This is a genomic window from Alcaligenes endophyticus (assembly GCF_026344035.1).
Classification (GTDB): Bacteria; Pseudomonadota; Gammaproteobacteria; order Burkholderiales; family Burkholderiaceae_B; genus Alcaligenes; species Alcaligenes endophyticus.
In genome coordinates this window covers 1-15,006 of record NZ_JAPKND010000015.1, presented here as the reverse complement: position 1 = coordinate 15,006, position 15,006 = coordinate 1, and the positions used below count along the sequence as shown (strand labels likewise).

The 15,006-nt window shown below is 46.4% G+C and carries 13 protein-coding genes; 8 read left to right on the top strand and 5 right to left on the bottom strand.

The features are described from left to right. From OSH01_RS16430 to OSH01_RS16415, 4 genes are all read left to right on the top strand, one after another. Positions 1 to 1,638 (top strand): YadA family autotransporter adhesin (locus tag OSH01_RS16430; RefSeq protein ID WP_266125220.1); only part of this gene is annotated, 1,638 nt, incomplete at its 5' end. Between the two features lie 74 nt (positions 1,639 to 1,712). Then, complete coding sequence (locus OSH01_RS16425; protein ID WP_266125219.1) at positions 1,713 to 2,486, top strand: OmpA family protein; 774 nt, start codon at positions 1,713 to 1,715, stop codon at positions 2,484 to 2,486. 59 nt (positions 2,487 to 2,545) lie between these two features. After that, positions 2,546 to 3,070: a hypothetical protein gene (locus OSH01_RS16420; protein ID WP_266125218.1), complete on the top strand. Its 525-nt coding sequence runs from the start codon at positions 2,546 to 2,548 to the stop codon at positions 3,068 to 3,070. A gap of 118 nt (positions 3,071 to 3,188) precedes the next feature. Further along, positions 3,189 to 4,004, top strand: coding sequence for a winged helix-turn-helix domain-containing protein (locus OSH01_RS16415; RefSeq protein WP_266125217.1), 816 nt, complete (start codon positions 3,189 to 3,191; stop codon positions 4,002 to 4,004). Positions 4,005 to 4,448: 444 nt separating this feature from the next. Here the strand turns inward: OSH01_RS16415 and OSH01_RS16410 are convergent, their stop codons facing one another. Continuing rightward, the gene (locus OSH01_RS16410; RefSeq protein WP_266125216.1) at positions 4,449 to 5,693 is read right to left on the bottom strand and encodes a CaiB/BaiF CoA transferase family protein; all 1,245 of its coding nucleotides are present in this window, start codon (positions 5,691 to 5,693) and stop codon (positions 4,449 to 4,451) included. A gap of 10 nt (positions 5,694 to 5,703) precedes the next feature. Further along, complete coding sequence (locus OSH01_RS16405; protein WP_266125215.1) at positions 5,704 to 6,675, bottom strand: Bug family tripartite tricarboxylate transporter substrate binding protein; 972 nt, start codon at positions 6,673 to 6,675, stop codon at positions 5,704 to 5,706. A 104-nt stretch (positions 6,676 to 6,779) separates the two neighbouring features. Here OSH01_RS16405 and OSH01_RS16400 point away from each other — a divergent pair, with 104 nt between their 5' ends. After that, the gene (locus tag OSH01_RS16400; protein ID WP_266125214.1) at positions 6,780 to 7,724 is read left to right on the top strand and encodes a LysR family transcriptional regulator; all 945 of its coding nucleotides are present in this window, start codon (positions 6,780 to 6,782) and stop codon (positions 7,722 to 7,724) included. A gap of 134 nt (positions 7,725 to 7,858) precedes the next feature. Further along, positions 7,859 to 8,659: an IclR family transcriptional regulator domain-containing protein gene (locus OSH01_RS16395; RefSeq protein WP_266125213.1), complete on the top strand. Its 801-nt coding sequence runs from the start codon at positions 7,859 to 7,861 to the stop codon at positions 8,657 to 8,659. Positions 8,660 to 8,706: 47 nt separating this feature from the next. On the opposite strand, the gene OSH01_RS16390 is transcribed toward OSH01_RS16395, so the two are convergent. From OSH01_RS16390 to OSH01_RS16380, 3 genes are read right to left on the bottom strand one after another with little or no spacing between them, the layout of a single operon-like run. Then, positions 8,707 to 9,690: a Bug family tripartite tricarboxylate transporter substrate binding protein gene (locus OSH01_RS16390; protein WP_266125212.1), complete on the bottom strand. Its 984-nt coding sequence runs from the start codon at positions 9,688 to 9,690 to the stop codon at positions 8,707 to 8,709. 57 nt (positions 9,691 to 9,747) lie between these two features. Then, positions 9,748 to 11,382 (bottom strand): class I adenylate-forming enzyme family protein, encoded by a 1,635-nt coding sequence (locus OSH01_RS16385; protein WP_266125211.1) that lies wholly within the window; start codon positions 11,380 to 11,382, stop codon positions 9,748 to 9,750. Further along, the gene (locus tag OSH01_RS16380; protein WP_266125210.1) at positions 11,379 to 12,191 is read right to left on the bottom strand and encodes a citryl-CoA lyase; all 813 of its coding nucleotides are present in this window, start codon (positions 12,189 to 12,191) and stop codon (positions 11,379 to 11,381) included. The genes OSH01_RS16385 and OSH01_RS16380 overlap by 4 nt, the downstream gene beginning before the upstream one ends. Positions 12,192 to 12,739: 548 nt before the next feature. Here OSH01_RS16380 and bamE point away from each other — a divergent pair. After that, a complete protein-coding gene (gene bamE / locus OSH01_RS16375) occupies positions 12,740 to 13,117 on the top strand; it encodes an outer membrane protein assembly factor BamE domain-containing protein (protein ID WP_266125209.1) in 378 nt (125 codons plus the stop codon). A gap of 1,113 nt (positions 13,118 to 14,230) precedes the next feature. Further along, positions 14,231 to 15,006: ESPR-type extended signal peptide-containing protein (locus OSH01_RS16490; protein ID WP_323178000.1), on the top strand; the 776-nt coding region annotated here is incomplete at its 3' end.

Sequence of the window (15,006 nt, the reverse complement as noted above, 5' to 3'; positions counted from 1 at the left end):
AATGGTAGCTCTGCCGAGAACGTAAAGCCGGGTGGTTCAGTAGACTTCAGTAATGACGATGGCAACATTACCATCACTCAAGATGGCACCAATTTGGCCTTTAATCTGAACAAAGACATTGATCTGGGTTCTGATGGTAGCCTGATGACTGGTAACACATTGGTCAATAATGATGGTCTGAAAGTCCACGATGGCTCAGGCAACCAGACCATCACAACAGCAGCTGGTACCACGGTTAGTAATGCCGCCGGCGACCAAACCTCCGTAGGTGCAGGCTCAATCACTGTGACTGATGCATCAGGCAATGACACTAAGATCAGCAGCACTCAGATTGTAGTAGGCGGAGGCAGCCCTATCACCATTAATGGTGATACAGGACGAATTAACGGCCTAACCAACCTTACCTGGGATCCAAGCGATTACACCAGCGGTCAAGCAGCAACTGAAGATCAGCTCAAACTAGTCAGCGATGTGGCTAGCGCTGGTTGGCATGCCACTGATGCTTCAGGAAATACAGCCAATATAGGTCCAAATGGAGTTGTCACATTCCTAGGCGATGACAACCTAACAGTTGAACAGACTGGAACTGACGATGACGGCAAAGTTGCAGTCAAACTCAATAAGGATATTGACCTTGGAGTGGATGGCAGCTTGCGAACAGGGGAAACCTTAATCGACAACTCTGGGGTTAACGTAGGAAACGATGTGCACCTAGGTAATACCGGACTCATCATTAACAATGGGCCCAGTATTACTCTGGGCGGTATCAATGCCGGTGGAATGCGCATCACTCATGTTGCAGCAGGCGTCAATCCTACAGATGCTGTTAATTACGGTCAGCTCCAACCCATTGAGTCCTTCATAGACCTAGATGGAAAAGGTTCTTTTGCCTATAACGGTGATCAGCACACATCGTTAAAAGATGTGCTCGACAGCCTACATTGGAACGTTGAGGCGCCTGCACCCGATAAACAGCCAGGTAATACAGGTGGTTCCAATGGCTCAGGCTCCTCTGGTGGCGGTAATAATAGCTCTGGCCCAAGCACCCCTATTCATAATGGTAATACCGTCGGCTTTGTTGAGGGTGACAACATTGTTATTTCCAAGACAGACAAAGTCAATGACGCTGGACAAGTTGTTGGTGCCGACATCAAGGTGGCAGTATCTCAAGACTTGAAAGTTACCTCCATTACGGCGGTAAACATCCAAGCCGATGAGATTCAAATTAACAATGGTGGGCCTATTATTAACGAGAACGGCATTGATATGTCAGGTAAACATATCACTAATGTCGCTGCTGGCATCAACGAAACAGATGCTGTGAACGTGGGGCAACTCCAAGAGGTTGCTGGCAACCTACAAGGCCAAGTTAACCATATTCGTAATGATATGAATCGCTTGGACAATAGACTCAGTGCTGGTGTAGCTGCTGCGATGGCCACTGCAGCACTGCCACAGGCCTACCTACCAGGCAAACATATGATGTCTATGGCAGGTGGTACTTGGCGTGGTGAGTCAGGTATGGCCATCGGCTTTTCAGGGATTACAGACAACGGGAAATGGATTTATAAGCTGTCTGGAAATGCCACATCTCGCGGAGACTATGGCGGAGCAGTAGGCGTAGGTTATCAGTGGTAAGTCTAAGCTAATCAAAAAATGCATCGGTGGAGCCCCACCGGTGCGCTGCATCTATTTTTGAAGGAAACCAAATTATGAAAAAAAGTTGGCTTGTGACTGCCTTGCTAAGTAGTCTTGCCATGGTCGGCTGCGGAACGTTAAGCCAAGTGGATTCTAACGGTCAGACTAATGATCCGGTATTTCCTGAGGTGGACAAGGTAACGTTTCACACTGGCTCATACCCTAATATTGAAAATCTTCGTCAGATTCGAGAGGGGGTCACTCGTGACCAACTCTATGAACTGATAGGCCGGCCACACTTTTCTGAGGGCTTTAAGGTACGTGAGTGGGACTACCTATTCCATTTCAACACGGAACAGGGCCTTAAAACATGTCAATTCAAAGTATTGTTTGACGATGATAAGCTTGGCCGCAGTTTCTATTGGAGCCCCAGTGAGTGCGCTTCCATTCTAAATCCCATACAGGAAAAAGCCTCAATACAACCATTTTCTCTTTCAGGAGATGTGGCCTTTGCATTTGGCAGCGCCACCTTAACGGCGGCTGGTTTGAATACCATACGAGAGGTGGCTATGAATATAAAACAGACGCCGTCGGTTCAAAAAATTACCGTTTCAGGTCATACAGACCGAATCGGCAATACCTCTGCCAATCAGCGTTTATCTGAACAACGAGCAGAGGCTGTACAGCGTGCGTTAGCGAATGAGGGAGTCCCTTTCTCCCTCATTCAGTCGCAGGGTTTTGGTTCACAACAGCCTATCGTTCAATGTGATCAGCAAAACCGAAACGAGCTAATTACATGTTTAGCTCCGAATCGCCGTGTAGATATCGACGTTCAAGGCCAACACTAAACTGTATATAGTAACTAATTAACCACCCAGAGCATCTGGGTGGTGTTCAAGGTTAAAAAATGAAAGCTTTATTTAAGCCACTTGCATTAACACTAGTAATGGGCTTAGCCGCTTGTCAACAAGCCACGCCTCTCTTTGATTCAGAACTAGCCAACCAACAGCCCACACCTCGGCACTCTAACGCGCCTGTTGCAATGGCTCCTAAGCCCCAAGCAGAAACAATTATCACTCTGCACTTGGCACAGGAAAATGCGGAGCCATCGTTAATCGCTGTAGATACTGGCGGAACAGCTCTTTATGCCCTCCCCCAACCCGTTCTAACCCAAGCAGATATGCTGCGTGTCACACCGGTAACAGCACCAGATCAACATACATTCATTCTATTAGAAATGAATCAAAATGGAGTCGCAAAGCTACGCAGCATTACCCAGCAAGCGCAAGGCCATTACCTCCTATTAAGCGTCCAAGGACAGTTAGCAACGGTGACCCAAATCGGTGAAACCATCTCCGATGGTCGCTTGCTTATAGGGACGCAAAATGCTCAGCATTCACAAGCCATCCTCAAGCTGATGCAAGGCAGGTAATAAAAACCTGCTCTCACTTATGCTCATGCCATATAACCATCAACAGGTTTTTTCTTGGCATGAACCTTAGCAACTTGATGAAATTTATTTTAAAAACTTGCTTAATTAAGAAAAGTCAATGGATTGGCTCGAGATATTTGCTCTGGCTTTAGGGGAACAAGGTTTGGAACCATTCACTACCGAGAGATTTTTTTTTCTATCAGACGATGATGAAATGATGAAAAGTCTCGTCGATGATTTTTCCTTGTGGGGATTGCCAATACACACCATGAAAATGGAGGCGGTCTTCTCACTAAAAACGAATACTCATGAGGTAAGCGACGAGATAATCATGATCCGATTAAAAACTGATACCTTAATAACAGATATCAGTCGATTACGGGTTGAGTACCCAACAGCCGGCATTGTGGTTCAATACGTAGATGGCATTGTTACCACAGAACAAAATAGCCTATTGTTTCTAGCGGGTGCCGACATCTGTTTTGATGAAAGAGCACGGGGTTTTACCGTACTTGCGAGTATTCAAGCATTACGCCGTCGTGGTATAGCCTTGCAAGCTAAATATCTTGCGCCTCTAAGCAGCCAAAATATAAAAACAACTGATAAGGCAAGCACAGAATCATACGAAGCAACTACAGAGGAAAATAAATCGCCAACATGGGAGCTAAGCGAGGGAGGCTGGCGCCTACTGACACCGAAACGTCAATTAATAGCGTTAACAGGGGCCGAAAGGCATGCACTGATGACCCTATTTAAACATAGCCCCGATCCTGTTTCGAGAGAGCAGTTATATAACGACCAGACTGGTACCCCTCCACCCAAACGCTACATAGATGTGGTGATTAGTCGCTTAAAAAGAAAAATTTCTCAATACGGAGAAAACATTCCTATACATTCTGTATGGGGAGTTGGGTATGTTTTTCCTGCCGATTAAACCAGCCAATCGTGCTCGGAAAGCATGCTTTTTAGCCTAGAGACCTCATTCCTATTTCCCCTACAAGAGCTAAAAAACATACTAACCTATCAGGTTTGATAACTCATACAAACGCCATAGTGCCCCAGTGAAAGCCTGTTAAGGTCGTGGTCATCTGTCCTGTATGGGTTGACTCCTCAAGACGGTTCTGAGTTCAGTCACGCCTCCGCTCCAACTGGAATAACCTCAAACGCTCTCCATCCTGACGCTAAATCTTTTTCACCTTCGCACAACACCAAATGTGGAGCAGCTTCATATTCTTGTTCTTTTTCGAGTGTAATTGAACTCATCATAGGATAAGATGCCGTTCTCGAATTTACTGAATAACGCGATATAGCATTATTTAGGTACACATCTGGCCGGCATCTCTATCTACTCTACGTATTATTAAATAGGCCCCACTAATTAAAGTTTTTCGTAACAGTGAATCTTGTTTTGGGCATTGAGCTCAGCAATCTTTTGGGCGCTCCAGCCTAAGGACACTAAAACATCTTCAGTATCTGCTCCATGCATAGGGGCTCCGGGGAAAACTTGCCCTGATGTCGTTTCTCCAAACTTAAAGCCAAACCCAGGGGTTTCGATTAACTCGGCGCCGCCGTCATAATTTCGCGATACGATATCGATCAACTCCGGTGAGGTATTGGCTGTCTGCAAGAACTCTCCCAACGAGCGCACTCTTGAAGCCGGTACACTAAGCTCATTAAGCTGCTTCTCTAGCTCAGAGGCGCTGCGGTGGGCAAATGCGTTATGTAGGCGTTGACGTAAATACTCTAGGTCATTCGCTACCACGATGCCACCTACCGGAGCATTAAAGGACTTCATATCTAGTGCTCGCTCATCCTGGCACACATCTTCTAACCCTAAAACCGTCATTAAGCTTTTAAATTGTGGGACTGTATTCGCGGAAATAGCCAACCAGCCATCGACGCACTGGTAGGTATCCGCCGTAGGACTGCCGCTATAACCACGATTGCCTACCCTTTCATAGTCTTGTCCACTTGCGATGACATCCACAGCACACGGATACATCAGCATCATGGAGGCTTGGACCATAGAAGCGCTAATGTACTGACCACGACCGGTACGTTGCTGCTCACATATAGCGGCCATAATGCTCATAGCGCCCAACATACCTACAGCCACATCAACCACCGGAAAACCGACTTTGGTCGGCGGACTATTTTTCTCCCCTCCCATCATCATCATCCCCGTCAATGCCTGTATCACATGATCGTAGGCGGGCCGGCGTGCCCATTCTCCGGTTTGCCCATAGCCTGAAATAGAGCAATAAACGATATTCGGGTTTAACTCTTTGATCGTGTCATAATCCAGACCGTACTTTTTCACTACGCCCGGCCGGAAGTTCTCCACAAACACGTCGGCTTCTTGAGCAAGCTTTCTGATCGCATCAGCACCTTCCTCGGTTCTGATATCAATGGCAACTGAACGCTTTCCAGCATTAACACTAACAAACCCCGGTGGAATCTCACTTTCCCCTACTTTCCGACTACGTCGCCAAATGTCACCGCCCGCCGGGGCCTCAATTTTCATCACATCAGCACCAAACTGTGCAAGGTAAAATGAGGCTAACGGACCCGCTATAACGTGCGACAAATCAATAACACGGATCCCTTTTAATGGTTCTGTCATTACTTTCTCCTTAAATTTGAGTACCGGTCAGTTCAATAATTGCCGCCCACTTGTCATTTTCATCGTGAATAAACTGATCAAACTCTGCCGGAGTCTTACTGGGCATAGCCAAAGCACCAGAAATATCTAGGCTGTCCAGTATTTCTTCCTCACTTAGCACTTTTACAATAGCGGCATTCATTGCTTCCAAAATTGAAGACTCGACACCACGGGGCGCCCAGACTCCAAACCAAGATTCCTGCACAGTTAACGGGTTATCAAAAATCTCGTTCATCGTCGGTACATCGGGTAGCATCTTTAAACGCTTACTAGACGAAGCAGCCAACGCCTTTAAAGAACCATCATTTACCTGTGGTAGCGCAGTCGATGAAACAGGAAAGGCCAGATCAACATCCCCCCTGAGCAGTGAAAGCCCGATCTCTACCGACCCTTTGAGAGGGATATGAGTTGCTTCAGCCTCAGCAAGTGTAAAGAACGTAGCACCAGCCAAATGCGCGGAAGTCCCTACTCCCCCCGAGGCGTAATTCAATACACCTGGGTTCTTACGCGCCTCTTCAATAATCTGCTCAATACTGTTAAATCGAGAGTCCTTTGAAACGACTAAAACAGTAGGCTGCGCAAATAAATTACTCACGCCAGAGAAATCAGCTATAGGATCGAAATTTAAGTTTGGGCGCAAAGTTTTTTGTATAAGATGAGTGTTCGATCCCATCAACAAAGTGTAGCCATCTGCCCGAGCAGACTTCACGTGCACCGCTCCGGTTACACCAGCTGCTCCCACCTTATTCTCAACAATGACAGGCTCACCCATAAGAGCACCTAATGATTGTGATATTTGTCGAAGTTGCACATCAGGTCCCCCGCCTGCTGCGTAGGGAGAGATCATACGAATGGCTCTATTCGGGTACGCTAGGTGCTGAGCACGGATCGTTGGCGCGAGCATTAAACCCATTGTGGCTAAACAAAAATTACGGCGATTCATGGTGTCTCCTCGATTTTTTATGTTGACACCATTGCATCCTTTTTCGGCTATAACTGAAAGGGATATATTTTCAGCGCTTGTTAAATGTAGGTTTACACGCCCAGATGAATACCCAGAGATTACATCAACTTAGATTCCAACAACTAGCCATGCTGGTAGAGCTGGAACGCACCGGAAGCATGAGACAAACCGCAGCGGCGCTTCACCTATCAGCACCAGCTATTAGCAAATCGTTGTTAGAAATTGAACGAATCTTGGACGCTACCCTTTTTGAGCGATTCACATCGGGTGTTCAACCGACACTCTCAGGCAAAATCGCCGCTAAGGGGGCCGCCTTCCTCTTGAAAGAACTACATCATTTACAGGATGAAATTAAAGCTGCTTCTCATGCAGAGACCATCATCCGTGTTGGAGCACCGCCTTTCATAGCACAGCGTTATCTGCCGGGAATTATGGCTGGTTTACTAGAATATCAACCAGCCGTACGTTTAAAGCTACATGAAGATCGCGCCATACCGCTCATGCAAGCACTTCTAGAAGGAGAGCTGGATGCCTTAGTGTGCAGCTACGATAGCGACGACACTACGACATCAAACTCTACCCTCCGCTATGATCATTTATTCGACGTTCGTTTATGCATCATCGCGCCCAAAGGTCGTGAAGACCTATTGAGCGCGGACGCGCATCAACTCATACACGAACGATGGGTTTTCCCCACTCGTCATACAGTCATACGGGGGGCAATCGAAAATTTTTTTAAGCGAGCTCAGCTTATAACGCCCGAACCACTCATGGAGTGGACTAGCGCAGTAACAGGACTCAACCTTGTTTCAGCCGGCATCGGCCTCAGCATTGTTCCTGAAGTTATTTTAAAAAATCCTTCCATCGACTCAGAAACTGAAGTGCTTGAAATTGCTACTCGCGACGTAGGCATGTCAGTAGGGCTGATTTCTGTCTTAAATTCTCAAAACTTCAGGGCAGCCTTACTTCGAAGTCTTTTCGACTTATACCCAGAACTCTTGATTCGCGTGAAGGCGTCACCACCTTAGTCCTCAGGCTAGTTGCCAAAAATAAAGCGATGAACGGTGGCGATGTGAAACACTATTTTGATTCGCGCTAAAAAATTAACACAATTCATCTCTCGTCATGCCTCATAACAGCCCGAGCCTCGTATAATCTCCTGATGCATCTTGATGACTCTCACCCAGATTTTGTGACAGCACTTGCGCGTGGTTTACGTGTGCTTTTGGCATTTAACAGTAGCACTCCTGAAATGACGCTCAGTGAAGTGGCGGCCAAAACCGGCCTGACTGCGGCGACGGTGCGCCGCTCCCTCCTAACATTCACAGCATTAGGGTATGTGAAACAAAACGGACGCCGTTTTGTTTTGACGGCACGCGTGTTGCAGCTAGGAGCCGCATTTGTTGAGTCAATGAATCTGAACACCGTTGCGCAGATTTATCTCCAAGAGCTGGTCGATGTCTTTCATGATGCCTCCTCATTGACCGTACTCGATGGAAATGACGTCGTATATGTCGTCCATATTCCCAGCAATCGCCCTGCCCGCCTTAGACAATATGTGGGCGCCCGTATGCCGGCTCATAGTGCATCGACCGGCTATGTCTTGCTAGGCCACTTGCCTGATGGCGAGTTGGACGCTTATCTTAACGGTGCACCATTTCCTGCCTTCACGCCGAAAACACCAGTCACCCGAGAAGAAGTTAAAACACTATGCCTCGCGGCCCGCGAAAATGACTACGCCGTTGCCCAAGATGCTATAGGCCTAGGGACCATCGCTCTTGCCGTACCCGTACGGGACGCACAAGGCCGAGTTGTAGCTGCGATTAACTGCTCTGCGGATTCAACGAAGATATCCAAAGAAAAACTGATTGCAACTCGCCTGGAGCCCCTAAGAAGAGCAGCTAATCACATCAACAAACAGTTGATCCATTACCCTGCCTTGAGCACTTCCTCGCTCAAATAGAAAAACCCGAGGCTAGACGCTCCTCGGGCCAAATGGGGGAAATGAGCTTAGTCCATAGAAATATCCGAGGCCTCAGCAATGGTTTTCATACGCTTAGTCTCTTCCATCATTCTTTGCTGCATCTCGGAGGGAGTCATTTTCAGTGGCGCTGTCCCTTGCGCGATCAAACTCTTCGACACTTCAGGATCGTCAAGAATCTCGGCTAGGGCCTGATTAAGTTTCTCTACAACTGGCTCTGGCGTACCTGCTGGCGCAAAAAAAGCGTACCAACTGCCGATGTTAAGGTCGGGATAACCTGCTTCGGTAAAGGTAGGCACGTCTGGCATTAATGCTGAGCGCTCTTCACCTGATAACGCTAGCACTTTGACTCTATTGTCTCTGACATGCCCTTGAATAGTGGCTAAAGCCGGGAAAGTAAATAAAATTTGATTACCGACCACGTCAACCACCGCCGGCGATGAACCCTTGTAAGGTACATGGGTCACTTTAGAGTCCGTGATATTTTTATAGATTTCACCCATGAAGTGCGGATGACTCCCCACTCCAAACGACCCGTATGCAAATTTATCTGGGTTATTTTTCGTGTATTCGTGAAGCTCCTTCATATTATTAATTGGCGCTTCAGCATTCACAGCCAGACCTAAGTTCAAATAACACACCGTACCCACAGGGGTAAGCTGCTCAAGCTTATACGGCATGCTTTTAAAAACGGCTTCGTTCAGCACAAAAGTAGCGTCATTGGTAAATAATACGGTATAGCCATCGGGCTCAGCACGCGCAACGGCAGCAGCACCTATACCCGTATTTCCACCTGCACGATTTTCAACAATGACCGTTTGGCCCAGTTTCTCGGTCAGTGCTTTGCCAACCAAACGTCCAATGATATCTGTTGCCCCGCCTGGAGCATAAGGGACAATCATCCGAATCGGCCTATTTGGATAATCTTGTGCGTAGACTGCCGTGTTTGAAAGAACGCCCGCTGAAAATACCAAGCCAGCTAATGTTTTGGCCATTAAGTAAGTTTTTTTCATGTCTTCCTCCGAAATAGGAATTTAATAGAGAATCAAGGCAAGGCTAACTACACTGTGTTAACGGAATACATCATGTGTGTGATGAATCTGAATCTTGGTTGCTTGACTAAAAAGCTGAGTGTCCGCTTTAAGCCTAAATTTTTCGACTCGCTCGGTGGGCGTTTTGGGTAAAGAATCCACAAATGCCACATACTTGGGAATTTTGATCGCGGTAAGATGACTAGCAACCCATTCACCAATCTCGTTAGGCGTCAACATGCTGCCAGAGCGTAGTACCACGACAGCAAAAATATCCTCATCTCCCAGTTCGGCTGGAACGCCAATAGTAGCCGCCTCTAATACCTCTGGATGGGCACTGATCACACGATCTAGTTCTGCCCCCGCAATGTTTTCACCTTTACAACGAATCACATCGCGCTGGCGCGCGATAAACCAATAAAAATCATCGTTATCACGCCACACTAAGTCGCCCGTGATAAACCAATCGTCATGAAAAGTGGCTTGCGTACGAATGGGATCTCGGAAGTAACCCTGCATGACTGTGGGAGTACGAACCAAAAGAATGCCCGGCTCACCAATCGCCACATCTACCATATGCTCATCAACAACTCTAAGCTCTGGCTGCGGTAAATGGGGCGCTAAATGAGGTGAAATGCGCCCCATACTGCCTAATTTTCGTGGTCCCGTAAAAGGATTTGAAATAACCCCTGGAATCTCCGTCATGCCGTAACACTCAATTAAATCGGCCACGCCAAACTCTGCATTAAAAGCCTGAACCAACTGTTCATTTAACGGAGCAATGAACATTTTTGACATACAGTGTCCAGGCCTAAACTCACTGCGATCACGTTTGACTAAAATAGAAGCAGCCGCGCCAATCAAATTACTAGTGGTAGCTTGAGTTTTATATACCGTTTCCCAAAATGTAGAGGCCGAAAAGCGACTTACTAACACTAACGTCGCACCAGCGGCCAGCGCTCCACCGACCGAGTAAAATAATGCGTTAATATGAAACAGCGGCAAAACGCACAGCACGCGTTCACTCGGTTGCAAGTGCATCCTTACAATGAATGCCTCTGCCGTTAACACATAACCACGCTGACTATGCATCGCTGCTTTAGGTGAGCCTGTCGTTCCAGAGGTGTAGATAAACAAGCAGGTGTCTTGTGCACTCCCTGTTACTTCCACCGCCTGATCACAGGGAAACAACTGACTCCCCAGAACAGGTACAGTGCAATCCTTGGCAGCTCGGTTCAACACAATCCAAGGTGTAGTGGTCAAACTTTTGCAGGCTGCTTGTGCACACCTTAGGGTTTCGGGCGAACAAACAACGCCCGAGACTTCGGCGTTTTGTAGCGCATAAGTAGCCTCGGCAACACCAAAACTAGGATTGAGCGGCACCATAATTGCGCCGATTTTTGCTACAGCGAAAAGTAGAATAATCGTCGTAGGATCATTCTGTGAGAACACACCTAATCGATCACCCACGCGAACGCCACGCTTACTCAACCAAACCGCCGTCTCATCGACCGCCTTCCCAAACTGCGCATAGCTCCACTGCTGCCCCTCAAACTCAAGGAAGGTTTTATCCGGTGAAATTGCCACACGACTGGCTAACAACGTGCTTAGCGAATAATCGTGCTCAGGATATAAGGCGGTAACTTCTTGTGGAGAAAATACTTTTTCAGTCATAACGTTGGTGCTTTAACGTCAGTTTGATGAGTAGGCTCGTAACGAACGCCTTTTTCTGCCAACGCAGCCAGCCTAAATCCGAGTCGGTTCTCTTTCTCTTCGTAAAGATGAGCAATCAGCGCTCCTGTTCTGGCAATCATGGGGACCCCTAGCAATGCATGGACAGGAAAACCGGCATCTAATAACACTGCTGGAATAGCGGCGGAAATATTCATGGGCAACCATCGGCCATAAGACTGCTCCAACTGTGCCTCTACCGCCTCTAAAGCCTCAACATAATGTCCTACCGTACCCAACTCTCGTGCATATGCCAGCAAACGGGTAGCGCGGGGATCTTCTTCACGATGAACAGGGTGTCCAAACCCCGGCACTGTTTGACGCCTTGCTTTACGACCTTGAAGCAGAGCAGCCGCTGCCTCTCGAACAGAAATAGTATGTTCGCGAGCATGTTCAAGTATCTCAATAAGAAAAGCTCCCGCCTCAGAAGACGCCCCAAGAATAACTGGCCCGCATCCTAATAATCCTGCTGCAACAGCGCCTTGCATGGCATCGGGTGCCGCCGCATAAGTCATACGAGCGGCTTGAATTGAGGGTACAAATCCATGCTCAGCGATCGACACCATGGAAGCATCGGTCAATTTGACCAAATTATCTGAGGGCTCTTCGCCTGTAAGTAGAAATATGAAGTACGCCGTATATGAAAACTTGCCAATTAACTCATTCGCCAGATCTTTGCCCCGTACTGTGACACGATCCGGTTCCACACTCGAAATCGCCGTCGTACCAGCTTCCGCACTTATTTCCGACATAAGACTCTCCTTTTTTGCGCTATGCGAATATATTTTCGTATTACGCAAATAGTGTATGTCGAAGCTCTTCAATCAGTAAATGGGGTAAGTACCTATCCACACCCTGGAGGTGTTTAACGGAGAAAATCTTAGGCACCGCATAACAACGTGACGCGAACGCACCGTTAAAGGCTCCAGAGTGAGCTATTTTTTAAATGGATTTTTGGCCTACTCTGCCCAAGAAAGTAACCGGATATTTCTAATCTGATTTAAATTTTACTAATCTGCGAAAAATATTTTAATTTGTCTTAAAAAGCGACTTAGCTTACAAATAATCTTGGATATTAGGTTGAAAGCAATATCGAAATATAGCTCTTGAGAACCTGTATCTTCTTGTTTTTCCTACTGTTCCAAAAAAAAATTCGATTCACCATGAGGAGATTTTGATTAGTAATTTATTATCATTTTTCTACTAGTTTTAGTGCTAAAATCCGCGCTCAAGCCATAGGAAGAGCGACATCATGGCTTATGATTACGTTTTAAATAACAAACTCTAATACAGGTCAATCATGCTACGTAAAATGTTCTTAACAGTGGGTATTTTTATGTCACTCACGGCATGCCAAACTCTATCGAGCGGAGGGGACGATAAATACAGCACCGCAGCGCTGGCGCAAAACCTTAAAGTAGGTGTGACGACTCCACAAGAAGTGAGAGCGATCTATGGCAAGCCAGATTACGCTTCCGACGGCCCGTCAGGCCCGGAATATTGGAAGTACTATATAGATCGGAACACAAACAATCTTATAGACTCGGCCTTAACATTACTGCCAATCGGGGGGGCATCAATGGCTACTGACAACATGAGAAACGACCGAGATTTACACGTTCACTTCGAAAACAATCGTGTAAGTAGCTACTCTATTGATGGTAAACCTACTAACTAAGCCTTGCAAAACACCATCAATACAGACTGTTATTAAATGTCTTTATGGGGCAGCACAGGCAATCTACTCTGCCCTTTACAGCGACTTGATAACTGATTGCCTCACAAGAGCGACTCACCGGTACTAGTACCGCCTAGCTCTTGTACATGGCCTACTAAAGGGCACTACCCAATTTAGTAAGCCAATTTTTCTACATCCATCACACCCAGCCACTTCACTCAAAGCCGCACAGCACTCCGGTCTGTCTAGTGCTTGACACGAGCAAAAAACTCTTTGCTAAGGTTGGATAAAAAGCCACAACATGAAGAAAGAGTGGGTGCCTTAGATAGGCTTCCCGCATCTAACTGACGGCTTACTTATTGATGTTGACTAGCTTATTAAAAGCACTCATAACAATGTGCAGAACAGCAAGTAAATCATACGCTTAAACACACAAGAATAAGCCTAGATGGCGTCAAAAAGACTTTATGGTTTTGAGCACACTCATAACAAATGAATAAAACAAAATTATGACAATTTTCATTTAAAAACAAACCAAAATAAGTTTGAAACGAACTGCTAGAATTCGTTAAGCATCAATTCTTTAGGCTTCATATATGCTCAGCGACTCACTTAGTGTTAAACAAAACACCAAACACTTTTTTGTCACCAGAAGCATTTTCTATTCATGGATTCTCAGAAGTAAAAGGCCTATACATAAGGTATGGCACCTACTGAAAAGTCAGGCTTCGTCAGTAAAGCCGTGGGCTAAAGTCACTTACGCTTCACAAAAACGTGAAACAGTATGAGTGACAGATGCCATCACCTTTTGTCCTCAACCGAGCCTCTACCCTTGCAAGCCCCCCCTTATGGGATCAGACGGCGTCGCATCGATACCAACAAAAATATCAATTTACTTGCATTGGACTCCCTACCCTATTTCCTTTCTTTAGGGAATTGGTATTTGTGCAAGCCAACAGCAAGTTGTCTGCATACAAAAAAGAAATTACACATACTTGCTTTCGAATCAACTATAGAAAGCGAAGTAATGGGAGTGCTTGTTTATATCCAAGACAGTTTCACACCCACCAATATCAACGTCTCTCTTGAAAGAATTTCTCAAAAGGAAAATATATGAATCATATATATGAAGCAATTTGGAACGAAAAAACGGGCACATTTATTGCTGCTTCAGAGAACCAAAAAGCCAAGGGAAAACGCAGTGCCTCTTGTAACCAGAAAGGAGTATTAACCTCATTGCTCTACCCAATGGGAATAATCGCCTTGACCGCTAGCACGTTGGCAACCAGTAGCGCCTGGGGGGGCACCGAAACACCAAACAACGGTTCGGATCAGCATAAGCATTTTACTTTTTCTAGTAGCATTCCTAAATTCGTCGAAAATGATGGCGTGGCAAGGTCAAATAATCTAGCCGTTGCCGGTGTGTTGGCAAGCCCAGAGCCCGTGATCACAAGAATTACTAACGGCGAGGCTACTACAACAGTTACTCGCGTGATCACCGGTGTAGCAGATGGCGAGGTTAGTTCGCTCAGCACAGATGCAATCAATGGCAGCCAACTATATACCACTAACCAGAATATAAAGAATGTAGCCAACTCAACTCTGAACATTTTCGGTGGCAATGCCAACCAAAATGATGAGGGGAAGCTCAGCATGGATGATATCGGTGGCACTGGAGAAAACACCATACATGATGCGATTCAATATGCGGCTCAGGGCTGGAGCATCAGCACCGATGGCAATAACAACATGGCCGTCAAACCCGGCAAGTCGATGGACTTTAGCAGTGAAGATAAAAATATAGATGTCGCCCTGAGTGATACCGGCATGGCGTTTCAGTTAGCTCAGCAGTTAAACATTGGCGAAAGCATTACTATCGGTAAGGGTGG